The sequence below is a fragment of the Erysipelothrix sp. HDW6C genome, assembly GCF_011299615.1.
Lineage (GTDB): Bacteria > Bacillota_I > Bacilli_A > Erysipelotrichales > Erysipelotrichaceae > Erysipelothrix.
In genome coordinates, this window is record NZ_CP049861.1 from 1,006,367 (window position 1) to 1,031,868 (window position 25,502).

22 protein-coding genes are annotated in these 25,502 nt (G+C 39.4%); 19 read left to right on the forward strand and 3 right to left on the reverse strand.

Annotated elements, in window-relative coordinates:
- The first annotated feature begins 150 nt into the window (after positions 1-150).
- The 6 genes from adhE to G7062_RS04590 all read left to right on the forward strand — a co-directional run bounded on the left by adhE (position 151) and on the right by G7062_RS04590 (position 9,055).
- On the forward strand, positions 151-2,781 hold the full coding sequence (gene adhE, locus G7062_RS04565) for a bifunctional acetaldehyde-CoA/alcohol dehydrogenase (RefSeq protein ID WP_166064751.1): 2,631 nt from the start codon (positions 151-153) through the stop codon (positions 2,779-2,781).
- 70 nt (positions 2,782-2,851) lie between these two features.
- Positions 2,852-3,655 carry a GNAT family N-acetyltransferase gene (locus G7062_RS04570; RefSeq protein ID WP_166064752.1) on the forward strand — a complete coding sequence of 268 codons (804 nt, stop codon included), beginning with the start codon at positions 2,852-2,854 and terminating at the stop codon, positions 3,653-3,655.
- A 98-nt stretch (positions 3,656-3,753) separates the two neighbouring features.
- Positions 3,754-4,473, forward strand: coding sequence for a purine-nucleoside phosphorylase (gene deoD, locus G7062_RS04575; protein WP_166064753.1), 720 nt, complete (start codon positions 3,754-3,756; stop codon positions 4,471-4,473).
- 46 nt (positions 4,474-4,519) lie between these two features.
- Positions 4,520-5,938, forward strand: coding sequence for a hypothetical protein (locus G7062_RS04580; RefSeq protein WP_166064754.1), 1,419 nt, complete (start codon positions 4,520-4,522; stop codon positions 5,936-5,938).
- 440 nt (positions 5,939-6,378) lie between these two features.
- The gene (locus G7062_RS04585; RefSeq protein WP_166064755.1) at positions 6,379-6,579 is read left to right on the forward strand and encodes a heavy-metal-associated domain-containing protein; all 201 of its coding nucleotides are present in this window, start codon (positions 6,379-6,381) and stop codon (positions 6,577-6,579) included.
- Between the two features lie 22 nt (positions 6,580-6,601).
- A complete protein-coding gene (locus tag G7062_RS04590; protein ID WP_166064756.1) occupies positions 6,602-9,055 on the forward strand; it encodes a heavy metal translocating P-type ATPase in 2,454 nt (817 codons plus the stop codon).
- A gap of 55 nt (positions 9,056-9,110) precedes the next feature.
- On the opposite strand, the gene G7062_RS04595 is transcribed toward G7062_RS04590, so the two are convergent.
- Genes G7062_RS04595 through G7062_RS04605 form a run of 3 tightly spaced genes read right to left on the reverse strand, consistent with a single transcriptional unit; the run spans position 9,111 to position 12,295 of the window.
- Positions 9,111-10,259 (reverse strand): ABC transporter permease, encoded by a 1,149-nt coding sequence (locus G7062_RS04595; RefSeq protein WP_166064757.1) that lies wholly within the window; start codon positions 10,257-10,259, stop codon positions 9,111-9,113.
- Positions 10,246-11,358, reverse strand: coding sequence for an ABC transporter permease (locus tag G7062_RS04600; protein ID WP_166064759.1), 1,113 nt, complete (start codon positions 11,356-11,358; stop codon positions 10,246-10,248). The genes G7062_RS04595 and G7062_RS04600 overlap by 14 nt, the downstream gene beginning before the upstream one ends.
- A gap of 1 nt (position 11,359) precedes the next feature.
- On the reverse strand, positions 11,360-12,295 hold the full coding sequence (locus G7062_RS04605; RefSeq protein ID WP_166064760.1) for an ABC transporter ATP-binding protein: 936 nt from the start codon (positions 12,293-12,295) through the stop codon (positions 11,360-11,362).
- A gap of 131 nt (positions 12,296-12,426) precedes the next feature.
- Between G7062_RS04605 and G7062_RS04610 the strand changes: the two genes are divergently transcribed.
- The 13 genes from G7062_RS04610 (at position 12,427) to G7062_RS04670 (ending at position 25,502) form a co-directional block, all read left to right on the forward strand.
- Complete coding sequence (locus G7062_RS04610; RefSeq protein WP_166064761.1) at positions 12,427-13,467, forward strand: sensor histidine kinase; 1,041 nt, start codon at positions 12,427-12,429, stop codon at positions 13,465-13,467.
- Positions 13,464-14,084, forward strand: coding sequence for a response regulator transcription factor (locus G7062_RS04615; protein WP_166064762.1), 621 nt, complete (start codon positions 13,464-13,466; stop codon positions 14,082-14,084). Before G7062_RS04610 ends, G7062_RS04615 begins: the two co-directional genes overlap by 4 nt.
- An 8-nt stretch (positions 14,085-14,092) precedes the next feature.
- A complete protein-coding gene (locus G7062_RS04620; RefSeq protein WP_166064763.1) occupies positions 14,093-14,284 on the forward strand; it encodes a copper chaperone in 192 nt (63 codons plus the stop codon).
- 32 nt (positions 14,285-14,316) lie between these two features.
- Entirely contained in the window at positions 14,317-15,102 is a 786-nt protein-coding gene (locus G7062_RS04625) for a MerR family transcriptional regulator (protein WP_166064764.1), read from the forward strand.
- A 51-nt stretch (positions 15,103-15,153) separates the two neighbouring features.
- The gene (locus tag G7062_RS04630) at positions 15,154-15,609 is read left to right on the forward strand and encodes a hypothetical protein (RefSeq protein WP_166064765.1); all 456 of its coding nucleotides are present in this window, start codon (positions 15,154-15,156) and stop codon (positions 15,607-15,609) included.
- Between the two features lie 174 nt (positions 15,610-15,783).
- A complete protein-coding gene (gene pgk, locus G7062_RS04635; protein ID WP_166064766.1) occupies positions 15,784-16,983 on the forward strand; it encodes a phosphoglycerate kinase in 1,200 nt (399 codons plus the stop codon).
- Between the two features lie 2 nt (positions 16,984-16,985).
- Positions 16,986-17,726 carry a triose-phosphate isomerase gene (tpiA, locus tag G7062_RS04640; RefSeq protein WP_166064767.1) on the forward strand — a complete coding sequence of 247 codons (741 nt, stop codon included), beginning with the start codon at positions 16,986-16,988 and terminating at the stop codon, positions 17,724-17,726.
- 32 nt (positions 17,727-17,758) lie between these two features.
- Positions 17,759-19,054 (forward strand): phosphopyruvate hydratase, encoded by a 1,296-nt coding sequence (gene eno, locus G7062_RS04645; RefSeq protein ID WP_166064768.1) that lies wholly within the window; start codon positions 17,759-17,761, stop codon positions 19,052-19,054.
- Between the two features lie 725 nt (positions 19,055-19,779).
- Positions 19,780-20,865, forward strand: a complete 1,086-nt coding sequence (locus tag G7062_RS04650) for a BMP family ABC transporter substrate-binding protein (protein WP_166064769.1) — start codon at positions 19,780-19,782, stop codon at positions 20,863-20,865.
- Positions 20,866-20,944: 79 nt separating this feature from the next.
- Positions 20,945-22,501: an ABC transporter ATP-binding protein gene (locus G7062_RS04655; protein ID WP_166064770.1), complete on the forward strand. Its 1,557-nt coding sequence runs from the start codon at positions 20,945-20,947 to the stop codon at positions 22,499-22,501.
- Entirely contained in the window at positions 22,494-23,594 is a 1,101-nt protein-coding gene (locus tag G7062_RS04660; RefSeq protein WP_166064771.1) for an ABC transporter permease, read from the forward strand. The genes G7062_RS04655 and G7062_RS04660 overlap by 8 nt, the downstream gene beginning before the upstream one ends.
- A 1-nt stretch (position 23,595) precedes the next feature.
- Positions 23,596-24,552: an ABC transporter permease gene (locus G7062_RS04665; protein WP_166064772.1), complete on the forward strand. Its 957-nt coding sequence runs from the start codon at positions 23,596-23,598 to the stop codon at positions 24,550-24,552.
- A 23-nt stretch (positions 24,553-24,575) separates the two neighbouring features.
- Positions 24,576-25,502, forward strand: a complete 927-nt coding sequence (locus G7062_RS04670) for a nucleoside hydrolase (protein ID WP_166064773.1) — start codon at positions 24,576-24,578, stop codon at positions 25,500-25,502.

The following is a 25,502-nucleotide window of genomic DNA, read 5'->3' on the forward strand; positions in this document are numbered from 1 at the left end:
AATTTGTTAATTATTTCACAATGAAAACGCTTCACTGGAAGTGTTTTTTTTATTTTCGCATAATTTGTTCGGTTTCGCAGGAAAATTGTTTGGAACGATGGGGAATCCAATGTACACTAAGTATGTGAAAGAAATAACAAGGAGGAAGTTATGACAGACAAAAAGACTGTAATTGACAATGAAGTAAACACACTCGTTGCCAATGGACAAAAAGCATTAAAAGAATTCTTAGAACTTAATCAAGAACAAGTTGACTACATTGTTGCGAAGGCAGCAGTTGCTGGTGTGGACAAACATGGTATTCTTGCCCAACTTGCTGTTGAAGAAACAGGACGTGGTGTCTTTGAAGATAAAGCAACTAAAAATATGTTTGCATGTGAGCATGTCATCAACCATATGAGAAACTTAAAAACTGTTGGTATCATCTCGGAAGATGATGTTACAGGAATTACACAAATCGCCGATCCTGTAGGTGTTATTTGTGGGATTACCCCAGTTACAAACCCTACATCAACCGCAATGTTTAAAGCGTTGATATCATTGAAAACACGGAACCCAATTATCTTTTCATTCCACCCTTCAGCACAACGTTGTAGTGTGGCTGCAGCGAAGGTAATTCGTGATGCTGCGATTGCAGCAGGTGCACCTGAAAATTGTATTCAATGGATTGAGCGTGGTTCAAAAGAGAAAACAGATCAGTTGATGAATCATGAAGGTGTGGCAACAATTCTTGCTACTGGTGGTAACGCAATGGTTCGTGCCGCATACTCTTGTGGTAAACCAGCCTTAGGTGTTGGTGCTGGAAACGTGCCTGCCTATATTGAGAAAACAGCAGATGTTGCTCAAGCTGTGAATGATATTGCCCTATCAAAATCATTTGATAATGGTATGATTTGTGCATCAGAACAAGCAGTTATCATTGATAAGGAAATTTATGATGATGCCGTTGAAAAGTTTAAAAACTATGGTGTCTATTTCATCAATGCCGCTGAAAAGAAAAAAGTTGAAACATTCATGTTCGGTGTTGCGTCGACAGATAAAAACTATGCCGATGCCGTATTGAATCCAACAGTTGTTGGTAAAGATGCAACGTGGATTGCAGAACAAGCAGGAATTAAAGTACCTGCAAACACTGTTATCATTGCTGCAGAATGTAAAGAAGTTGGTCCTAAAGAAGTCTTAACCCGTGAGAAACTCTCACCTGTCCTTGCAATTCTAAAATCTAAAGATACTGCTGAAGGGATCGCATTATCCCGTCAAATGGTTGAATTTAATGGAATGGGTCACTCAGCAGCGATCCATACAAAATCAAAAGAAATCTCAGAACAATTCGGTGAAGCCATCCCAGCAATCCGTATTATCTGGAATGCACCATCAACATTTGGTGGAATTGGAAATGTTTATAATGACTTTATTCCATCATTAACGCTTGGTTGTGGATCATACGGTCACAACTCAGTGGGTGATAATGTAGGAGCTATCAATTTATTAAATATCAAAAAGATTGGGAGACGTAACAATAATATGCAATGGTTCAAAGTACCAGAGAAAATCTATTTCGAACGCAACTCAATTCGTTACTTGTCAGAAATGCGTGATGTTGAACGCGTCTTCGTCGTAACCGATAAATCGATGGTAGATCTTGGATTCTACAATCTAATCGTTGAACAACTCAACAACCGCGCAAACAATGTTGTTATTCAATTGTTCGCAGATGTCGAACCGGATCCATCAATTGAGACCGTCAAGAAAGGTTTCGAAATGATGCAAGCCTTCCAACCCGATACAATTATTGCTTTGGGTGGGGGTTCACCAATGGATGCAGCCAAGGGTATGTGGATTTTCTACGAACACCCAGAAGTTGACTTCAATGACTTGAAGCAAAAATTTATCGATATTCGTAAACGTGCCTTTAAGTATCCAGACTTGGGTGTGAAAGCACAGATGGTATGTATCCCAACAACATCAGGAACAGGAAGTGAAGTAACACCATTTGCTGTTATCACTGACAAGCAAGCGAATAAGAAGTACCCACTTGCTGACTACTCAATGGTTCCAAATGTTGCAATCGTTGACCCAATCTTTACACAAAACTTGCCAGCATCTGTAACTGCAGATACAGGGCTTGATGTGTTAACACATGCAACCGAAGCGTATGTTTCAAACTTTGCAAACGACTATACAGATGGACTTTGCATCCAAGCAATTAAACTTGTATATCAATATCTTGAGCGCTGTGTTAAAGACGGAAGTAATGATCTTGAAGCACGTGAAAAAATGCATAATGCCTCAACAATGGCCGGAATGGCATTCGGTAATGCATTCTTAGGAATGAACCACTCGTTGGCTCATAAAATTGGTGGACGCTGGCATGTTCCCCATGGACGTATCAATGCAATCTTGATGCCATATGTTATCCGATATAATGGAACACATCCAGAAAAACCATCATTGTGGCCAAAGTATAATGTATACCGTGCTCACGAACGCTACGCTGAAATTGCACGAATCTTAGGATTAAAAGCCGATACAGTTGAACAAGGTGTAGAAAGCTATGCCCAAGCATGCCACGATCTTGCAGTACGCTGTGGTATTGATATGAGCTTCAAAGCGCAAGGAATTGCAGAAAAAGACTTCTTACAACATGAAGAAGAAGTTGCTTACCTTGCTTATGAGGATCAATGTTCACCATGTAACCCACGTTTACCTTTAGTAAAAGATATGCGTGCAATCCTTAAAGCATCATACTATGGTGAAAAATACGATCCAAAACGTGTTTAATCAAGAGAACTCTTCGGAGTTCTTTTTTCTATAAAAATGCTATAATCTTTGTAAGAAAAGAGGAATACCTATGCAGTTAGATGAACAACACCAAGCAGAACTTCTACGATTTCTTCACACTGACCCTCATATCAATCTTTTTTTGATTGGGGATATCGATTTATTTGGGTTTGACGATACAATCCAACGTTATTACGGTCATTATAATGCCGATGGCAATCTTGTTGGTGTTATTTTTCGATTCCGTGAAGAAACAATGCATCTTTATGCAACTCAGATAAGTGATACATTTATCACTCAAGCATACGAACTTTACGAACAAGAAGCATTTCCACGCATTATGGCTGGATCAAAAACGATGGCACTCATTGGTTCGAGGCTTGATGCAATTATTGGAAGTAAAGCTGCGTCAACAATGGCAGTTTACACTCCCAATAACCTAGAAATTGATACATCTGAAGTGAGTGTGCTTACGTCTGCGGACGCAGATGCAATTGTAGCACTGGAATCGCAAAGTTTCGGTGTTCGTGTTGGTGCACATGATCATGTGCGAACAGAACTCCATCAAGGATTGCGTATTTCCTATGGATGGAAGATTGAGGGTAAATTAGTGAGTGTTGCAACCGCAACTGCAATGACATCTGACAGTGCCATGATTATTGGCGTGTGTACAGACCGAGATTATATGAAGCAAGGGTTTGCCACAAAGGTTGTTAAAAGAATGAGTGATGAACTCTTGAAACAAGGAAAACAAGGTGTTCTTTTCTATACCAATCCTGCTGCAGCTTCGATTTATGAACGCTTAGGTTATGAGCCTTACGATACCTATTATATGTGCGAGTTAAAGCGTTCGGCATCGCACGCCAAAAAATAATCAATGCGCTTACATCTTAAGAAGCTCAAAGAAGGAAGTTCTGTTCTTAAGGCATTCTTATGATATAATCAAGGTAAGATTCAAAAGGAGGAATTTTAATGGCAACACCACATATTAATGCGGAAAAAGGACAAATTGCGAAAGTTGTTCTCATGCCGGGTGATCCACTTCGTGCGAAGTTTATCGCCGAAACATTCTTAAAGGATGTCAAGCAGTTCAATGAAGTACGCAACATGTTTGGATACACAGGAACATACAACGACGTTGAAGTTTCAGTAATGGGTTCAGGAATGGGACAACCAAGTATTGGTATCTACTCCTACGAACTGTACGACCAATTTGGAGTCGAAGCGATTATTCGTATTGGCTCTGCGGGCTCATACAAAGACGGTGTTGATGTATACGACGTCGTGATCGCTGACAGTGCATATAGTGAGTCAAGTTTTGCAAAAGTAGCATTCGGTTATACAGAAGATGTCTTACTCCCAAGTGATACACTCAATGCTGCCTTAAAATCAAGTGCTGAGAAACTAGAAATTCCAATGCATGAAGCACGTGTACACTCTAGTGATGTGTTCTATCGTGATTCTGGTAAAACATGGCAAGAACTTGAGCGTGAACATCAAGTAGCATGTGTTGAAATGGAATCATTTGCTCTTTTTGCAAATGCTAAGAAACTGGGCAAACACGCCGCATGTTTATTAACAATTTCGGATTCATTTGTTACCGAGGAAGTAACATCTGCTGAAGAACGCCAAAATTCATTCACTAAAATGATGGAAGTTGCTTTGGATACAGCATCAACCATTAATTTTTAAGACGATTTATTCGTCTTTTTTTTAGGGGATAGAATAGGATAGATTCATGAACTCAGACAAAATTAATAACATAAAAAAGTATGTTGGCATTGTGGGAGTATCTGTGCTGGTATTTGGAATACTCATCAATTACAACCTTTCATTCTATAGATTTATGAAACAGATTCCGGTTATAGATATACTTGCCAATGGCATGAAGTTCACAACCGTGGGTAAAGACAAAGGAAAAGGGGTACCATTCACGTATAAAGATGATGCAATCCATTACAATATCGTGAGAATCACACCTGAATATGAACTTGAAACTACGGTTAATGATTTTGATGGCCATAATATCAAAGAATTAAGGTATGTCCCCGTGCGCAATCATAATGATTATTGGGTTATGTATGGATATACAAATGAAGATGCCAAAGATACATCAATCAAAGACATCATTTATGAAACAAAACATAAAATGATGAAACCCGTCAATGAAAAATATCTTTCCGGCGATCATTTTGTTGCACAAAACGATGATTTCAGGGACATTTTGTGGCAATACAAAATTAGCGATTTACACTTTAATGCGGATGGTGTGTATTACGAAGATGAAGTAGCGTACTTTCCAGTCCAATTGACTGAAGGTCGAGAAGAGAATCAACGCCGTTTCAATGCGGTATTATCAAATGCTTCGAATGGGTATGAATGGTATATGTATCCACCTTACGAGACGACTTCTGATTTGAGTTTGCAAAGAATATATTTTGATGGTACGAATATACGTCTTCTTTATCCATATGAGCCACAAATGATACAAGACCCCAAAAAAGGCTGCATCATGAGTCGTTTAATCAATGATTATGCGGAACTAAGCGAGCAATGCATTTTGTGGGATGAGTTAAAAACACCATGGGTTTCTTTAGATTCCAATGATGCGATGGTTGTGGGAGTTCAGGCAAAAAACACCAGAGACATTATTGGAACAAACCTGGAGACTTTATCAGATGGCGATGATTTTACATACCAACATATAATTCAAATACGAACAGTCGACGGTCGGGCTCGGACATATTCTGTAAGACAAACAAACGAAAGTCCCTTGGAATATACATTGTTTGATCATAAACTGATTGTGACAACACAAACAAAGCACGATATTGTAGTTATTGATACACAGACTGACAAGGTTAATTCCTACGATTCATTAGCGAAGCTTCAGGATGTTTTTGATAGCGAAGGCATTAAATCCATGCTGGTAAATGTTGCATACCGCGAAGTCTATGACGCAACAGTGCACCAACCATTTGGTCGTACAATCGTATCGGATGCGCAACAAGTCCATGGTAATAGAGAGTATGATGATAAGGGAACGTTGCAGAAAGAAACAATTCTATTCTTTAGTAAGATGTCCGATATACGTTTAATACATGGGAGTTTCTCCAATGACAAATGGACTGAAGTTACTGTGATGTTTGAACGCTAAATTCTTTAATAATTGTGCACGTTCAGTGATGAAATAGCATAGTAATTGTTTGATTGAACATGAATGAATATAATGGAATTAGCATACATCAATACTGAGAGTTGTATGCAGGAATGCTGCATTAAATAGTTTCATTATGTTTGCGCGTCAAGTCCCCGAGAACGGCATCTATAATGACTCTATAATATTTACGTATCTGGCACCATTGATCTGATCCTTTCGAATAACTCCCTGTTAGTAGAGAACATGGTAACAATAATAATGAACCATGAGATTCGCTGGATACGTAAATGTTCTTAAAAAGACTGAAATAACGCAGTCTTTTTTTGTGTCAAAACTCAATCGTTTACATTTGTAAATTAATTCGGTTGAAATGCTTGCGCTCATTAAAAAGATATGATAGACTACAAATGTAAACGAACTACAAGGAGGTTACGAAAATGGAAAAAGAATTTAAAGTAAATGGTATGACATGTGGCGGCTGTGTTCGACATGTAACTCATGCACTCAATGAACTTGAAGGCGTATCGAATGTCAATGTCGATTTAGAAACTGGGATTGCGAAAGTTGTCGTAAGTGAAACTGTTACTGACGACCAAATCGTAAATGCAGTTAAAGAAAGTGGCTATTCAGTTCAATAGTTAACGTCCAGAGGTAAAAGGTATGTCAACAAAAACATTTGATATAACAGGAATGACATGTTCGTCATGTCAAACTCATGTTGAAAAAGCAATCGCCAAGGTTGACGGTGTTTCATCCGTCGATGTCAACTTGGTTACCAATAAAGCCAGTGTCACGATGGATGATACCGTTGCTGATTCAGAAATTGTGGCCGCAGTTGAAAAAAGTGGCTATGGTGTTGCTGAACAAGCAATCAACAAATCTGTTGATTTGAAAATCACAGATATGACATGTTCATCGTGTGTTGCCAATGTCGAAGGGGCGCTTAATGCCCTCGACGGTGTGTCATCTGCACGCGTGAATCTCATCACTGAAAAAGCTCATGTCGACTATAATCCTAATGAAATTAAACTGGTAGATATTATTGCTGCAGTTGAGGGGCAAGGATATGGTGCGGTTCGTATGGAAGATGTAGTAGCGCTGGATGATGATGAGATCAAGAAAGCACATCAAAAAGAAAAGAATGGTGTTCTAATTGGTTTGATCTTGGCCGCAATTATGCTGTATATCACCATGGGTCAAATGTTTGCCGTAAAATTACCAATGCCTCGGTTTGTTGACGCAACATTAAGCCCTGTAAGTTATACAATTGTGCAATGGCTTATTACGATCCCTGTGTTATGGGTTAATCGTGATTACTATCGCCGTGGGTTTAAGACCTTATTCAATAAGTCACCAAACATGGATACTTTGGTTGCCATCGGGACAGGTGCAGCTGTTGTTTACAGTCTCTATGGAACCATTCGTATCTTTGCTGGAGAACATCATTATGCCCACCACCTCTATCTAGAGACGGCTGTTGTTATCCTAGCACTCATCAGTTTGGGTAAATATTTTGAATCCGTTAGCAAGTCAAAAACGTCTTCAGCAATTAAAGCATTGCTCAATCTCAAGCCAAAATCCGCAATCTTATTGCGAGATGGCCAAGAAATTGAAATTGATGTTGATGAAATCAGTATTGGCGATCATCTTGTTGTTAAACCAGGGTCTTCAATTCCTATGGATGGTCGTGTTGTTGAAGGTCACAGTAGTGTTGATGAGGCCATGTTGACGGGTGAGAGTATGCCGGTTGATAAGGAAATTGGTGACGATGTCGTCATGGGAACCATGAACATCAATGGTCGCTTGATTGTTGAAGCAACAGTCAACAATGAGGATACAAAACTCGCTAAAATTGTTGAACTTGTAGAGAATGCACAAAATGAAAAAGCTCCGATTTCAAAAGTTGCTGATAAAGTGTCGGGCATCTTTGTTCCGATTGTCATCTTGATCTCAATTATTTCCGGTCTCTTCTGGTTTTTCTACAGTGGAGATGTTGAAATGAGTTTGACTGTCTTTGTAACAGTGCTCGTTATTGCATGTCCGTGTGCATTGGGTCTTGCAACACCGACTGCAATAATGGTTGGAACCGGTGTTGGTGCTCAAAACGGAATTTTCATCAAGTCAGCAGAATCTCTTGAAGAAGCATCGCATATCCAAACGGTAGTCTTCGATAAAACAGGAACGCTGACATATGGTGAACCTGTTGTTACTGATATCGTATCCAATGAATATGACGATCATGATTTGATGACAATTGTTGGATCCATTGAACGCATGTCAGAGCATCCTCTTGCTCAAGCACTTGTGAGAGGTGCGGAAGAGATGGATGTTACCTTTGCACCCGTAGATCAATTTGAAGCACTCATCGGTCGTGGTGTTGAAGGACTTTATGATGGAAAGAAACTCTATATCGGTAATGAAAAATTAATGCGTGAAACACTCAGTGATTATTCAGCATATGCCGGTGCAATCACAGGTTATGCACGTCATGGAAAAACAGCAATGATTGTTTCATTTGATGGAAGGGTGATTGGTGTTGTAGCAGTGGCTGATACTATTAAAGATGAAGCCATTGAAACAGTTGCTGCCCTTAAACGTATGAATATTGATGTTGTTATGATGACTGGTGACCATAAAGATACTGCGAAAGCAATAGCCGACCAAATTGGAATAACACATGTTTTATCAGAAATATTACCAGACGAAAAAGCAAGTAATATTAAATTGATTCAGGACGAAGGTAAAAAGGTAATGATGGTTGGCGATGGTATTAATGATGCAATTGCGCTTGTTCAAAGTGACGTAGGAATTGCCGTTGGAACGGGAACTGATGTTGCCATTGAGTCTGCGAAGATTGTTCTCATGAAGGATAATATCAAAGATGTTGTAAATGCACTTGCGTTGAGTAAAGCAACCATGAGAAATATCAAGCAAAACCTATTCTGGGCCTTTGCTTACAATGTTATTGGAATTCCCTTTGCGATGGGGCTATTCAAACTCCTCTTCAATGGTCCAATGTTGGATCCTATGATTGCGGGAGCAGCAATGGCATTCTCATCCGTATCGGTTGTGGCCAATGCATTGAGATTACGCCGTTTTAAAATGAAAGTATAAGAAAAAGTGTGGGTTAAGGAACTGAATTGGTTCCTTAATTCACACTTTTCTATTTTTATGATTGTGTATTTATTTTTGCATTGACAGTCTTGAATGATTTCTCAGAGGAAATAACAAGTGCGACTGCAACTAATACAACAGCGAATACGATTTGAATGAGGAATGGCATTGCGAGATCGCCGAAGGATGTAAGACCATCGTTGATTCTTTGTGTAACCTCAATGTTCCAATATAGTGGGAAAAGTTTCGAGATATTTACGATGGTTGCGTTCATCAAGTATTGGGGAACGAATACTCCAGATATAAAGGATAGACCGAGAGTTGTTGAGTTTAACACAGCAACTCTCATTGAAGGAGATAATGCAAATTTACTGATTAAGAATGCAAGTGATAGAATTACGATGAAGAATACGTAGGAATTGAGAAAGTGCAGACCCAGTGTTGCGGGATTAAGATAATCCTTCAATACAATCACTGTAATAATCTTCGTAACAACCCACAAGACATTGCCAATCAATACAATGCCAAACATGAGTTGAAGTGTTTGTTTGCGTGTTGATGTTGCTGAAATTGCGGAACGCATTTTGATGCTTGTTTGATTGAAGATAATAAGCAGCATCGTGACAACTGTAAGTACTGTCAGCATATCAGGGTAGAGTTCGAGCGTAAAGAATCGCTCTGCAACTCCGCTGTTGTCTTGAACAGTATCAATAACTGAAACATTATTTGCATTAACAAGTGATGTCTGAACCATGTGAATCGATTCATCCAGTGAATACCCATTATTGTAAAGACTTGCAACTGCATTTAGGTATTCATTCACATACGAGTCTGCAATATATCCAGAAGCGTTATCGTAGATCATTTGTGATTGGATGGATTCTGTTTGGAAAGTTTCACTAAAGTTTGCTGGGATTGTCATTGCGAAGCTTATTTCATGATAGAAAATCAAATTTTCGAACTGCGCTTCGGTTGCCTCGACAAATTCAACACGTCCATCAAGGTAATCGAGAAGACCCTTTGAAAGGTTGCTATTATCAAGGTTGACAACACTTATTTTTGGAATGGCATTGGTAAACGCAGATTCTTGCGATTGTGCGTCAGCGCGAGCGACAAACATGAAGGCAACAAACATTATCATAGGCAGGATAAGTGCTGTTTTTTTGCGCCATGTTGTACGCATGAGGGTTTTAAATACTATCATAAGAAACTACCTTTAACTTTCTATACGTGAGGATGGCAAGAATAAGCGCCATTCCAAGAAGAATTCCAATATTCGTAAATGCTTGAGCATTTTTTCCTGTTAATGTCGCGAGATGGAAATTATCAGAAATGAGTGCTGATGGATTTAGCATTGATATAACTGGTGAAACATTGTCGATTGCTGTACGAACGGATGTTGACATCATTCCAGAGAGGAATCCACAGAGAACACCGAATCCAGAAATGAAGTTAGCACGCTGTGCGCTTCCACCTTTGATGAAGACACTCGCTGCGTATCCAAAGCAGATTGAGAATAAGCCACCGGCAAGTGCAGTTGCGGCAATGATTCCGTAATTGTCACCCATAGGTACATTGAGAGCAAATTTTAGGAAGAGGAAATGAATGATAAATTCGATCATGAAGATTAGATACACGACCGCAATATCTAAACCAAGTAAACGAAGTTTGGGTGTTGGGGCAACATTAGTTCGAATCCCCAATGCCGATACATCGGCTTGGAGGTACTCACCACTTTTTGTTCCCCATTGTGAAGCATAGATACACAGCATTGCGATTGTCGTATACATATGGATGGTGAAGATTGCATCACTGCCATTTTCAGCAGAGTTTGTTGTGAATTGGTGTGCTTCTGTAAGAGATGCGATGAACTCTGGGGTCAGACGTTCGGGGTTTGTTTGTGCAATCGTTTGAATCATCGCTTGCTTGCTGTTGAAGTTATTGAGTGCATTGTTGAGGACTGTCGTCATGGTGGTTGCTTTTTTTATTGAGACTTTGAAACTACCATCGAACTCAATGAACGCCATTGTTTCGTCATTTTCAAGGGATGCTTGTGCATCTGCTGAATTCTCAAACGTATGAATTTCAATAAGCCCAACTTCGTCACTCAGAATGGTTAAAAAGTCATTCGCAGGAGCGTTGTCAATGGATACAATCGCGACGGGATAGCGGGTTGTTTTTTCAACTGTGAGTGCGTCTCTTAGAACGACATTGAAGAGGCTTGCAAGAATCATAGGGAATATTAAGGTCCAAAAGATAAGTGCTTTATCTTTGATAATTGTTTTGAATCGGTATTTAAACATACTAGTCACGAAGATCCTTTCCAGTGATTTCCAAGAAGACATCGTTAAGTGTTGGCATTTCATTGCGTACACTGAGGTAGTCAACATTTGCTTGTGTAAAGTGATTGATTAAATTTACAAGGTTGTGGTCACCACGGTGGCAACGAATGACAAGGTCATTAACATCCTGCGATACTTCGAATACGAAATCGAGGGACTTGACGCTCTCAATAAATGCAGCGCTCAGGTCGAAACTTGTGAAACTGACTGTTTCTCCGAATTGACTCATTGCTTTGAGTTCTTCTTTCGTACCCGTGGCAATCTCTTTCCCTTTGTCCATAATTACAACGCGGGTACAGATTTGTTCAATTTCTTCCATGTAATGGCTGGTGTAGAGGATGGTTGAACCTTGTTTGTTGAGTTCAACGATTCCCTCAAGAATCTTATTTCGACTTTGTGGATCAACCGCAACTGTTGGTTCATCGAGGATAATGAGTTTTGGTTTATGAGCAACCCCACAGGCAATGTTGAGACGACGTAGCAATCCACCACTCAGTTCCTTTGGTAGGTGCTTGGTGAAGTCTTGTAATCCTACAAACTGAATTGCTTCTTCAACAAGTGCTTTACGTTCGTGCTTGTCATTGACATACAGTCCGCAGAAGTAGTCAATATTCTCATAGACATTCAACTCATCGAAGACCGCAACGTCTTGCGGAACAATTCCAATATTTCGTTTGATTTCCAATGCGTTTGGGCTCATTTTCTTTCCGAAGATTTCGATGGTTCCATGTTCGTATTTTAAGAGTGAGAGCAAGCAATTAATTGTTGTGCTCTTTCCGCTCCCGTTAGGACCCAACAATCCTAACACTTCGCCTTCTTTGATGTTTAAGTTAAGGTGATCGACGGCGGTAAAGTCCCCATAACGTTTTACTAAATCGGTAATTTCTAATGTGTTCATAAGTAGTTCTCCTTGTTCGTACACCTATCATAGCTGTTTGATTGCTTATCAAACAGTGGTAAATGTCACCAGTGCAAATGACATTTGTCATTTGTGCTGTGAAAATTTATAATAGGTACAGGTGATTGTTGATGAGACGTTATGGACTGAAAGGAATTCTTTATCTTATGATGGCAATGTCAGTGGTTCGAACAGGAATCAGTGACATTGATATTTTGGCGTTATTAATTCCTATTATTGCAACATGCGGCTTGTCTTTAAATACTGACCGCCGCATTCGCATCGGTCTTTTTGCACTGATATCTATCCTATCCATTCCCATTCCATTGTTAATCCTCTCGTTCCCACTGATTGCATTTGATTTTGATTCGCCAGTTGATTTTGTTTTCTTAGTGCCACTACTTTTGAAACCAAACTTTAATGCATTGATTATTTTTGGGAGTTCGTGTCTGATATATGCTTTGGGCTCCTTGGAATACAACAACGATGTTCTAACTACAAAGCTGGAGGCCTTCAACGATCAACAACGCACTCTTGAACTGAGCCAGGAACAAATGCAAGTGCAAGCAATCAAGGAGCATGATGATCAATTGAAAGTAGAACGGTTGAATGAGCGCAATCGAATTGCTCGAGATATACATGATAATGTCGGCCATCTTCTTTCAAGTGCAATCATTCAAGTTGGGGCATTGCAAGCAATCAATACGGATGCACATAAAGATCCGGTCTATGCTACTTTAAAACAAACACTGGATCAGGGAATGGACTCAATCCGAAGTAGCGTTCATGCCCTTTATAATGAATCCATTCAATTTGAAGAGGAAGTAGCAACCTATTTGGAAATTCTAAAAGAGAAGGATGTTAATTTGGATATTCATATTCAAGAACTCGATCCAAAACTTCAAAACACATTACTCTTAATTCTTAAAGAAGCAGTTAATAATATTGTGAAACACAGTAACGCAACCGCAGTTAAAGTTTCAATCAAAGAGACACGTGCCCATGTGATCGTAACAATTCACGACAATGGAACGTTGCAATCAGCGCATATGTCATCTGGGATTGGGCTTAAGGGGATACAAAAACGTATTAAAGATTTAAACGGTGTCTGTAACATTCAAACACATGATGGATACCGAATCTATATTAATGTACCGAAGGAGATAGTATGAAATTAGTTCTGATTGACGATGACCCAATTGTGAGTTCATCCCTAAAAATGATCCTCCAAGCGAAAGGGGATTGTGAAGTTGCTGCCATTGGTGGCGATGGACGTGAGGCACTCGGCTTATATAAGGAACACAATCCCGATATAATGTTAATGGATATTCGTATGAAAGATATGAATGGCATTGATGCAGGTCGTGAGGTATTAGCCTATGATTCGAGTGCGCGTATTATATTCCTTACAACCTTTGTTGATGATGAATATATCGAAGATGCATTAACCATAGGTGCGATGGGCTACATTTTAAAGCAAGACTTTGCGAATATTGGTTCCGCCATCCAAGCGGTAATGAATGATCAAATGGTTTTCGGGCAAGATATTGTTTCAAAGATACAAAAAAGAACCAAGTCCAGTCGTCATAATATTCCAGATAATTTCACGCAAACGGAAATGGAACTGGTAAGATTAGTGGCAGATGGACTCAGTAATAAGGAAATTGCCCACAATCTTGGTTTTAGTGAAGGGACAATTCGAAATTACTTGAGTGTCATTTTGGAAAAGTTAGACTTGCGTGATCGCACGCAACTGGCAATCTATTATTATAAGAACATTGCCGATTAGGAGGGACTATGAAACATATTATATTTGTTAAAGATTTAGATACTGAAGAAGCATACAAAAAGGTAGCCCATGAAATGGACAATACAAGGATTGAGTACTCAATCAGTTTGGGAACGAGCAGCGTTACTGTGAGTGGGTCTAATGACGTGGTCTATACTGCAAAACAAGCAATCATTCAAGCGGGCTTTATTGTGCAATAAGCCTGCTTTTTATTTGTTTAAAGGAGATACAAATGGAGTATACAATCAAGGCATTTGCCAATCTTGTCAAAATTCCTGTTCGAACGCTGCATTACTATGATGAAATAAACCTTTTAAACCCTCATCGCATTGATCCGGCAAATAACTATCGTTATTATAGTGATTGTCAAATTCAAAGGGTGAACCGTATTATTTATTTTAAGTCGATGGGAATTCGCCTGGATGAGATAAAAATGTTATTAGCCGAAGATAAGGTGGCCCATCATGATACCGTTGTTGCGCGAAGAGTTGCAGAGTTACATGCCGATATTATGGCAAAACAAGTACTCGTCAATCGCTTGCAATCATTTTTAAGTGATCGTAAAGAAATTCCAATTGCAATGGTAGTTCGTCCCGAACTTACGGTTGTTTCCAACCGGGAGACTTTACCTGCTGGCGCTGATATCTATGCAAAACGATTTAATAAACTGATGCAGTCATTGAAGGCGTGTGGCTTACAACCAATCGGCCCCTTATGTGCATGGAATCATGATGATTATCGCAAATACAATCCCCAGTCTGTAGATGTGGAAGTGTATGCAGAAGTAAGTACTTCAATTGAAGGGGTTACAAAGAAAATTCCCATGCAAAGAATTGTTCGATTACGTCATCACGGTTCCTATGCTGAAATCCCTGCGAAATATGCTGCAATGCTAACATGGATGGTAGAGAATGGCTTCGAATATGCAGGGAAGACACACGAACGCTATATCATTGACTTCGCACAAACACAAGATCAGGAGCAATTTGTAACAGATCTCGAAATTGAAATTATTTGACATTACAGTCACTGTAGCCTTTAAGATAGAACTATTGAAAAGGAGAAAATAATGGAACACTTAGTTTATTGTGAAAAAGAGGCGGATGTTCTTGGAAAACTGGTGCGTGGTGAAAAGACGATGATAGTACGAGGCGCAGCAGGACGTAAATTACCTTATGGCCGTGTTTTTGAAAATGAAATTCTTTACTTTGTCGTTAATGATGGCACTCACATGGTTATGGCGAAAGCAGTTGTGAGTCATGTGATCAATAGTGAATCACTGAATCCCACAGAAGCGGTCGAAATTATGACATGCCATGCAAAAGCACTGAATCTCTCAGCGAAACAACATAAACGCTGGGCTGGGAAAAAGCGATACTGTTTGGTAAGTGTCAAAGATGTTCAGATGCTGGAGAAACCGTTTCGATATGGTCGTCAAAGAAACATGGATGATTGGATTACGGTTGCCTCAATTGATGAAATTAAGGAAGGTTCAATGGTCGAATACGAGAGTATTCGAATTTGATATAATCCAATCTGAAAATATTTCAATAGTACTGTAAACACTATCTTTTAACAAGCGATTGCGAAAAGGAGTGTTTTTTTATCGCTTATGTGAATTCACGAACAAGTCACTTGTATTTCATTGTTTATCCAGTGTTTATTTGTTATAATAAAAAACGTATATAAGGAGGCAATTATGACTAAAAGAACTGTCACAGATTTGGATGTTGCTGGCAAACGAGTCATAGTACGTGTCGATTTTAACGTTCCATTAAAAGATGGCGTTATTACAGATGACAACCGTATTAAGGGTGCGTTACCAACAATCAAATATTTGGTCGAAAACAACGCAAAAGTTATTCTTATGTCACACTTGGGGAAAGTTAACCATAAGGATGCAGAAAAAACAGAAGCAGACAAAGCTAAAAACAACATGGCACCTGTTGCTGTCAGACTGCAAGAACTTTTACCAGAGACAAAAGTTACTTTTGTTCCGGTAACACGTGGGGCTCAGCTTGAGGAGGCTGTAGCAGATATGAAGGACGGCGATATCGTTCTCATGCAAAACACACGTTATGAAGTAGGAGAAAGCAAGAATGATGACAACTTGGCATCATACTGGGCAAGCTTAGGTGACTTATTTGTTACTGATGCATTCGGTTCAGTTCACCGTGCGCATGCTTCTACTGTTGGTATTGCACATCACTTACCTTCAGCATTGGGATTCCTTGTTGAAAAAGAAGTTAAATTCTTATCAGAAGCTATTTACTCACCAAAACGCCCATTCGTTGCGATTTTAGGTGGCGCTAAAGTTAGCGATAAAATCAATGTTATTGAAAACTTACTTGATGTTGCTGATAAAGTTATCGTTGGTGGTGGAATGGCGTATACATTCTACAAAGCAATGGGACTTGAAATTGGAACATCATTGGTCGAAATGGATCGTATCGATGTAGCGAAAGCAATTATCGAAAAAGCAGGGGACAAATTAATTCTTCCTGTAGATAACGTTGTAGCAAAAGCGTTTGCTCCAGATGCAGAACACTTCGTTGCTGCAGAAGATGCAATGCCAGCGGATATGATGGGTCTTGACATTGGTCCAAAATCAATCGAGTTGTTCAAGAAAGAACTCGAAGGTGCTAAAACAGTTGTTTGGAATGGTCCAATGGGCGTATTTGAATTCCCTGCATTTGCAAAAGGTACTTTAGAAGTATGTAAGGCTATTACAGAACTTCCAGACGTATTGAGTGTCATTGGTGGTGGTGATTCCGCTGCTGCTGCAATTCAATTAGGATTCAAAGACCAAATCACACACATCTCAACAGGTGGTGGGGCTAGTTTAGAATTTATGGAAGGAAAAGAATTGCCAGGTATTGCTGCAATTCAGGATAAATAACAATGAGAAAGCCAATTATCTTCGGTAACTGGAAAATGAATAAAACAAATGCACAAGCACAAGTCTTCTTTGACGGTGTTGATGCATTTGCAAATGACAAAGCTGACTACGGTGTTGCGGTACCATTTACTGCATTAGCAACTTCAGTCAATGCTGCAAAAAACTTGCACGTTGCTGCTGAAAACGTACACTGGGCAGCAAACGGTGCTTACACTGGCGAAATTTCAATTGAAATGTTACAAGAAATCGGTGTTAAGTGGGTTGTCCTAGGACACTCAGAACGTCGTCAATATTTCAATGAAACAGATGCTGATGTAAACAAAAAAGCGGCTGTAGCAATCGAAGCAGGAATCACACCAATCGTTTGTGTCGGTGAAACACTCTTCGAATTTGAAGCAGATAAGACTGAAGAAGTTGTTCGCAAGCAAGTTGCTGGATGCTTAAGTGGATTAAAAGGTGATGACGTGGCAAACCTCGTTATTGCTTATGAACCAGTTTGGGCAATCGGAACAGGCAAGAGTGCAACCGTTGAAATTGCACAAAACACATGTGCATTAGTTCGTGACGAAGTTCGTAACCTATTTGGTGGCGACGTTGCTGACAAAGTTCGTGTACAATACGGTGGATCTGTAAAACCAGATAACATTGCTGAGTACATGTCACAAGAAGACATTGATGGTGCATTGATTGGTGGGGCTTCATTAGAAGTTGACTCATTCAAAGCAATCATCGATGCAATGTAATTTTAGTTAATAAGAAGGAGGACATTTATAAAATGCCATTTATTATTGATATTCATGCACGTGAAGTATTAGACTCACGTGGTAACCCAACTATTGAGGTTGAAATTGCAACAGAATCAGGTGCTTTCGGACGTGCTATTGTTCCATCAGGAGCATCAACAGGTGAACGTGAAGCATTAGAACTTCGTGACGGAGACAAATCACGTTACCTAGGAAAAGGTGTATTAACAGCTGTTAATAACGTAAACGAAATTATCGCTGAACACTTAATTGGATTTGACGTAACAGACCAAAACTTAATCGACCAAACAATGATCGAATTAGACGGTACAAAAGACAAATCAAAATTAGGTGCAAACGCAATCTTAGGTGTATCAATGGCTGCTGCTATTGCTGCTGCTGATTTCTACGGAATGCCACTTTACAAATACTTAGGTGGATTCAATGGAAAAGAACTTCCAGTACCAATGATGAACGTTATCAATGGTGGATCACACGCTGACTCATCTGTTGATTTCCAAGAATTCATGATTATGCCAATCAGTGCAAAATCAATCCGTGAAGCAATCCGTATGGGTGCTGAAACATTCCACGCTTTAAAAACAGTTCTTAAAGAAAAAGGTGCAGTTACAGCTGTTGGTGATGAAGGTGGATTCGCTCCAAACTTAGCATCAAACGAAGAACCATTAGAAGTTATCGTTGAAGCTATCAAACGTGCAGGATATGTACCAGGAACAGACATTGTCTTAGCAATGGACGTAGCTGCTTCAGAATTCTATGATGCAGAAAAAGGTGTATACGTACTTTCAAAATCAAGTGGTGAAGAATTAACATCAGATCAAATGATCGACATGTATGAAGGATTCATCAACAAATACCCAGTTGTTTCAATCGAAGATGGATTGGGAGAACGTGACTGGGATGGATGGAAACGTTTAACAGATCGCATTGGTGATCGTGTACAAATCGTTGGTGACGACTTATTCGTTACAAACCCAGCTATCTTAAAAGAAGGTATCGACAAAGGAATTGCAAACTCAATCTTAATTAAAGTTAACCAAATTGGTACTTTAACAGAAACATTTGACGCTATGGAAATGGCAAAACGTGCTGGATATACATCAGTCGTTTCACACCGTTCGGGTGAATCAGAAGATACAACAATCGCTGATATCGCTGTAGCATTCAATGCAGGACAAATTAAGACAGGTTCAATGAGCCGTACAGACCGTATTGCTAAATATAACCAATTAATCCGTATTGAGGAAGAATTAGGTTCAGCAGCACGTTACTTGGGTAAAGATACATTCTTTAACATCAAGAAATAATTTATGAAGACATCCTAAGGGATGTCTTTTTTTATTGCAACAGAGTACTGATTGGGTTTCAAAAACTTTACAAATCATGCCATACTTTCGATCGTGGTAATGTTGAATTTGAAGAGTAAAGACACGGTGAAATACATACTTTTTGGAGTTTGAAGGGTAAATATAAAAATGGACAATGCTTAAGACTTTATCCATTTTTATATGAATATGCTTGGAAATGCTAAATTTATGCACAGAAAAATTTGGCAAAACTTAAGATTAAATGTGATTTTCAAATATTTCCATAAAAAATATATAGAAATTTACAATTTCACATAATTTAGCAAGTTCAAAGATTATGGGATAAAAATGCCGATTTAAAGGCATTTTTCGGAAGTTCTCTTAAGTTTTGCCAAAAATGTACTGAGTCAAATACGATAACATATGTAAACGCTTACTCAAACACAAAAACATGCTTTGACAACGCTTACATTATTCGTTATTATTGCCTTAAGAACACGTTGAAAAGTTCTTAGAATTAGTTGCTACCGAGGAATTGTTTGAAAGGAGGCCTTACGAATCATTGAAAATGTAATCCCGTTTCTTAGAAATATGCAGTAAACATCTTAATGGATGGAGCGGAGAGAAACCGCAAATGAATTCAAAATAATCTTACGTCATTACATCGTAATGACACTAAATCTCATAATGAGACCCAGATGAAATACTGGAACATGGAGGAAAACATGAAAAAATTATTTAAAGTATTATTAGTTGGATTGATTACATTTTCACTTGTAGCGTGTGGTTCTACAGATAAACCTGCTGAGGGTGGTGGCGACAAACCCGTCAAAGTAGCATTATTGGTTCAAATGCTTGGTGACTTATCATTTAATGATAGTGCAAAAGTTGGGGTAGATAAAGCTGCTGCCGATCTTGGCATGGACGTAAAGATAATTGAGTATGGTACTGACGTAAGTAAAGAAGAATCAAGTCTTATTGATGCAGCTGACTCAGGATACGATATCATTATTGCACCATCAAACTTTGCAGACTACTACGAGCAACATGCAAAAGAATACCCAGATACAACCTTTATCTTATTCGATGCAACTGTTGATTACGATGCAAATGGCGATGATGTAAAGAATGTCTACAGTATTGTATATAGCGCAAACGAAGCATCATTTGCTGCAGGTTACTTAGCTGCTAAGAAATCTGAAACAGGCGTTATTGGTTTCTTAGGTGGACAAGAAGCACCTGTTATTAATGACTTCCTCGTTGGATACATTGAAGGTGCAAAACTAGCGAATCCAGATATCAAAGTAGCTGTTTCATTTGTCGGTAACTGGACTGACTCAGCCAAAGGTAAAGAGCTAACACTTGCCATGAACAATCAAAAAGCGGATGTAGTCTTTGCAGCTGCTGGTGGTGCAGGTATGGGAATCTTTGAAGCTGCTATCGAAAAAGGAACACAATCAATTGGTGTCGACTTTGACCAAGCAACAGTCTTTGCAGAGCAAGGAAAAGATGATTTTGCTAATGTCACAATGACATCGGTATTGAAAAATGTTGGCGATTCACTCTTCCGAGCACTTGAACTTTATCAAAAAGGTGAGTTGAAAGTCGGCCAAGCTGAAACTCTTGGAATCAAAGAGAACGGTGTTGGACTTGCAGATAATAAATTCTATGAGGCAGCAGTTAGCGAAGAAATCAGAAAAGACGTGGCTGATTTTATCAAGAAGATTGCTGATGGGGAAGTAGAAGTTACATCATTCTATGGAATGGAAACATCAACATTTACTGAACTAAAGAACTCAGTTAGACCTTAAAAAACTTGAAGTCTCTGGCGCAGTTCTCTTAATGAACTGCGCCAGTTTTATATATTTTTACTATCGGAGGTGAGTTATTGTGAGTAAAACAATACTTGAAATGAAGAACATTACCAAGGTATATCCCAATGGTGTTGTTGCGAACCAAAACATCGATTTTACGGCTGAAGAAGGGGAAATTCATGCCTTAATGGGAGAGAATGGTGCGGGGAAATCAACACTCATGAAAATTCTTTTTGGTTCTGAACAACCAGAAAGTGGTGAAATTTATCTGCGTGGCGAGAAAGTGAATATTGATTCTCCACTTACGGCTATTCAATTGGGAATCGGGATGGTTCACCAACACTTTATGCTTGTAGAACACTTGACGGTTACGGAAAATATTGTGTTAGGGATGGAGCCAAAAAAAGGCTTATTCTTAGACGTCAACGAAGCACGTCGCCAAGTTAAGGAAGCATCGGATAAATATAACTTCGGAATCGATCCTAATACAAAGATTGTCGATATGAGTGTCAGTCAAAGACAGAAAGTTGAAATATTGAAAGTATTAATACGTGGGGCAAAAATATTGATTATGGATGAACCAACTGCCGTATTAACCCCTCAAGAAACCGAAGAACTTTTTGTTCAGTTACTTGAACTCAAAAAATCAGGACATACAATCATTTTTATTTCACACAAATTAAAGGAGATAAAATCAATATGTGATCGCATTACAATTATGCGCTCTGGTAAGTACATTGGTTGCTATACGGTTGCAGATATTACAACGGATGATATATCTCGCATGATGATTGGACGTGACATTGTTACAAAAATCAATAAACCAAAAGCGAAACCGTTGGATACGGCACTGAATGCAGAGAATATAATTGTGATTAACGACGAAGGAAAAGAAGCGGTTCGCAATATTAGTCTGCGAATACGTGAGGGTGAAATTCTTGGCATTGCTGCAATTGAAGGCAACGGTCAAAGAGAGTTAATTGATGCCATCACAGGCTTAAACTTACCAACAAGTGGGAAGATTTATATTAACGGAAACTTGTCGAGTGATGTTAATGCAACAAAAGATCGACGCAACAAGGGATTGGTTCATATTCCTGAAGACCGTCTTACTTATGGAGCGATGGCTGATGAAAGTATCAAAGACAACTTGATTGCAAATCGCTACGATCTCAAGGAGTTTAATAAAGGAATTTTCCTTGATATTGAACAAATTGATGATTTGGCAGACACCTTGATTCAAGAGTTCCAAATTAAAACAGACAGCCCACTAACACCTATCAAAATGTTGTCTGGTGGAAATATGCAAAAAGTTGTCGCTGCACGGGAAATGAGTGTCGAGATGAGCGTGCTTGTAGCAGACCAACCAACTCGTGGTATTGATATTGGAACGGCAACATTCATTCGAGAAACGATCATTAAACTCAGAGATACTGGAGCGGGTGTGCTTTTGTCCTCTGCTGATATTAATGAAGTGTTGGAGTTGTCAGATGCATTAGTCGTCATGTATGATGGCTCGATTACCGGATTCTTTAAGGATGCAAGTGTACTTACAGAAGAGGAACTCGGTCTCTACATGCTCGGGTTGAAACAAATGGACCCTAAGGATATTGAGAGGGATATGTATGCTTAAAAAACGTAAAAGAGAAAAATCAGAAGCCGTAAAATTACAAACACGCTTCGAAATTTTAAGAACTGTACTTGCGATTGCAATCGCAATGGGAATCGTTCTGGTTCTCGTCTTGTTTGTCAGTGATGAACCGTTGACTGCAATAAGTAGTCTGCTTATTGGTCCATTCACATCCGTTAAACGCTTTGCAAACGTTATTGAATTGATGATTCCGCTGACATTTACTGGGTTAGCGATTACAATCGTTTTTAAAACAAAACGCTATAACTTGGCTGCTGACAGTGCATTCTTCATGGGATCTTTAATTGCCCTTGTTGTAGCGCTGACTACTAACTTACCGCCGCTTCCAACAATCATATTGGCACTTGTTGCATCAATTGTTGTTGGTGCAATTATTGGATACATTCCGGCGATTATTCGAAGTAAATTTGGTGCTGATGAACTCGTTACATCCTTGATGCTTAATTATGTAGTTGGATTCCTTGTTAATTATATTTTTAATTATCACTTCCGTGACCCGCAAAAAGCTGCGGTACAATCGTATCCACTTCCAGAGGGCATGAACCTGTCTGTCATTATTCCCGGCACACGAATTCATTCAGGATTTATCATCATGATCGTGCTTGTGGTTGTGACATGGTTGGTTATGTACCGCACAAAATGGGGATACCAACTCCGTGCAACAGGTGCTAATGAGAAATTTGCTAAGTACAGTGGTATGAAAGTAGGCTTCATTGTTATCGCGGCTCAAGCAATTGGTACAGCATTCGCTGGATTGGGTGGTGCAATTGAAATGTTAGGCTTACATAAAACATTCAAATGGACAAAGGCTCCTGGTTATGGTTTCGATGGTGTTATCATGGCGACGCTCGCACGTGGTAATCCAGCGCTTGTACCTTTTGCTGCATTCTTCCTTGCATATGTGCGAGTTGGAGCGGATATCCTAAACCGTACAACAAGTCTTCCCGCAGAAATTGTTTCGATCATTCAAGCAACAATAATTCTACTTGTGGCTGCGCAAGCATTCTTAGCGAAGATGCGCCACCGCTCAATCGTTAAACAAACCGGTGCTTTAGAAGTTGGAGGTGAGCAATAATATGGAACAAATTTTTGGAATTATTTTTACTCAAGAATTTGCATACAGTGTAATACGTCTGATGACGCCAATTCTCTTTGCATCTCTTGCCGCACTTATTGCACAACGCAGTGGTATTACCAATATGGCCCTTGAAGGGATTATGCTCTTTGCAGCACTCTTTGGTGTCTTGGGTTCTGCGTTCACACAGTCTGCGTTTGTTGGACTCTTATGTGCAATTCTTGTCGGAGTTATCGTGTCATTACTACTCGCATTCTTTAAAATTAAGATGAAGACCGATGAGATACTTGCCGCAATTGCCATTAACTTATTGGCATCCGGGGCAACGATCTTTCTTCTATATATCTTTGCGGGGGACCGTGGTACATCGACAAGCCTTGCAAGTAAGATGCTGCCATTCATTCATATTCCGTTTATTGAAGACATTCCGTTTATTGGAAAAATTTTATCCGGCCACAATATCCTAGTTTATATTTCATTTGTGGCAGTATTTGTCTTACATTACTTCTTATTCCGTACACCTCTGGGACTCCGTATTCGTGCCGTTGGTGGGAATCCCGATGCAGCAACCTCTGTTGGTGTATCGGTAGAGAAGACACAGTACATTGCCCTCATGATTAGTGGGATTCTCGCTGGATTTGCTGGAGCCTTTATGTCGATGGGATATATGGGAGTGTTCAATCGCGATATGACGGCAGGACGTGGTTATATTGCCCTAGCTGCAGCAAACGTTGGAGGTCAAACTCCAATCGGAGCTCTGCTTGCATCACTTTTATTCGGACTCTTTGATGCGCTCGGAAACAATCTTCAAATTGGTATTATTCCTGCCGAGTTCATTTATATGATTCCTTATATCACAACAATCTTTGCATACGGATTCGCTTCCTATCGCAAACTCAATTCGAAAAAGAGACTTAAAAAGACGATTGCTCAAGAAGTCGTCGCGGAAACACAATAAATAAAATATAGAAGAGGTAGACTATGGAAAAGAAAACAATAATTATTGACTGTGATCCCGGTGTTGATGATACTTTTGCTTTATTCTACGCCATGGCCGAACGCAATTTGAATATAAAACTAATTACAACGGTATCTGGAAATGTCAACGTGGATATAACCACGACCAATGCTCGACGCATTGTTGCAATGGCGAATCGAGATATTGAAATAGCGCAGGGGGCAGATCGTCCCCTTGTCGCTGAACCGTTTTATGCAACCTATATTCATGGTCAAAACGGTATGGGAAATTATACGTTCACCGAAGATGTATTTGCACCCCTTTCAGAACGCCGTGCTGTAGATGCAATGCGTGATGTCATTATGACAAGTGAATCGAAGATTGTCTTAGTGGCTGTGGGACCACTCACAAATGTGGCCACATTATTCCTTATGTACCCAGAAACTAAAAACCGGATTGAATACCTATCAATCATGGGGGGTGGTCTGAAAGGTGGCAATACCAATATTGCAGCGGAATTCAACATTCTGGTTGATCCAGAGGCAGCAAGTATCGTCTTTACATCGGGTGTGCCGATTATTATGGCAGGTTTGGATGTTACCGAGAAATCGTATATTGATAAAACTCACCTAGAACGCATTGCGCAAACAAGTGAAATCGGATACTTCTTGTCGGAAGTGATTGTTGCTGCACGACGTCAGATGAGCAATGACTTCAGAACCAGTCTTCACGATGTCGTCTCAGTGATGGCGATTCATAACTTGGAAATCTTTGAGTATGAAACACTTCATGTTGTTATTGAGACACAAGGAATGTATACACGAGGAATGACCATTGCCGATCAAAGGTTAGCGGGTCGGGAATCGGGTAATGTAAAAGTATTAAAGAATGTAAATCATCCTGCGTTTTTAGACTTGCTTTGTGAAAAGCTGGAAACGTATAGAAAGTAG

What these genes read in the sequence shown, in the direction of transcription:
- G7062_RS04600 (WP_166064759.1), bottom strand. Translation starts at nt 11,358, where the DNA reads ATGTTTAAATACCGATTCAAAACAATTATCAAAGATAAAGCACTTATC.
- tpiA (WP_166064767.1), top strand. Translation starts at nt 16,986, where the DNA reads ATGAGAAAGCCAATTATCTTCGGTAACTGGAAAATGAATAAAACAAAT.
- G7062_RS04615 (WP_166064762.1), top strand. Translation starts at nt 13,464, where the DNA reads ATGAAATTAGTTCTGATTGACGATGACCCAATTGTGAGTTCATCCCTA.
- G7062_RS04590 (WP_166064756.1), top strand. Translation starts at nt 6,602, where the DNA reads ATGTCAACAAAAACATTTGATATAACAGGAATGACATGTTCGTCATGT.
- G7062_RS04620 (WP_166064763.1), top strand. Translation starts at nt 14,093, where the DNA reads ATGAAACATATTATATTTGTTAAAGATTTAGATACTGAAGAAGCATAC.
- G7062_RS04625 (WP_166064764.1), top strand. Translation starts at nt 14,317, where the DNA reads ATGGAGTATACAATCAAGGCATTTGCCAATCTTGTCAAAATTCCTGTT.
- G7062_RS04605 (WP_166064760.1), bottom strand. Translation starts at nt 12,295, where the DNA reads ATGAACACATTAGAAATTACCGATTTAGTAAAACGTTATGGGGACTTT.
- pgk (WP_166064766.1), top strand. Translation starts at nt 15,784, where the DNA reads ATGACTAAAAGAACTGTCACAGATTTGGATGTTGCTGGCAAACGAGTC.
- G7062_RS04665 (WP_166064772.1), top strand. Translation starts at nt 23,596, where the DNA reads ATGGAACAAATTTTTGGAATTATTTTTACTCAAGAATTTGCATACAGT.
- G7062_RS04670 (WP_166064773.1), top strand. Translation starts at nt 24,576, where the DNA reads ATGGAAAAGAAAACAATAATTATTGACTGTGATCCCGGTGTTGATGAT.
- adhE (WP_166064751.1), top strand. Translation starts at nt 151, where the DNA reads ATGACAGACAAAAAGACTGTAATTGACAATGAAGTAAACACACTCGTT.
- G7062_RS04580 (WP_166064754.1), top strand. Translation starts at nt 4,520, where the DNA reads ATGAACTCAGACAAAATTAATAACATAAAAAAGTATGTTGGCATTGTG.
- G7062_RS04610 (WP_166064761.1), top strand. Translation starts at nt 12,427, where the DNA reads ATGAGACGTTATGGACTGAAAGGAATTCTTTATCTTATGATGGCAATG.
- eno (WP_166064768.1), top strand. Translation starts at nt 17,759, where the DNA reads ATGCCATTTATTATTGATATTCATGCACGTGAAGTATTAGACTCACGT.
- G7062_RS04630 (WP_166064765.1), top strand. Translation starts at nt 15,154, where the DNA reads ATGGAACACTTAGTTTATTGTGAAAAAGAGGCGGATGTTCTTGGAAAA.
- deoD (WP_166064753.1), top strand. Translation starts at nt 3,754, where the DNA reads ATGGCAACACCACATATTAATGCGGAAAAAGGACAAATTGCGAAAGTT.
- G7062_RS04660 (WP_166064771.1), top strand. Translation starts at nt 22,494, where the DNA reads ATGCTTAAAAAACGTAAAAGAGAAAAATCAGAAGCCGTAAAATTACAA.
- G7062_RS04595 (WP_166064757.1), bottom strand. Translation starts at nt 10,259, where the DNA reads ATGATAGTATTTAAAACCCTCATGCGTACAACATGGCGCAAAAAAACA.
- G7062_RS04585 (WP_166064755.1), top strand. Translation starts at nt 6,379, where the DNA reads ATGGAAAAAGAATTTAAAGTAAATGGTATGACATGTGGCGGCTGTGTT.
- G7062_RS04570 (WP_166064752.1), top strand. Translation starts at nt 2,852, where the DNA reads ATGCAGTTAGATGAACAACACCAAGCAGAACTTCTACGATTTCTTCAC.
- G7062_RS04650 (WP_166064769.1), top strand. Translation starts at nt 19,780, where the DNA reads ATGAAAAAATTATTTAAAGTATTATTAGTTGGATTGATTACATTTTCA.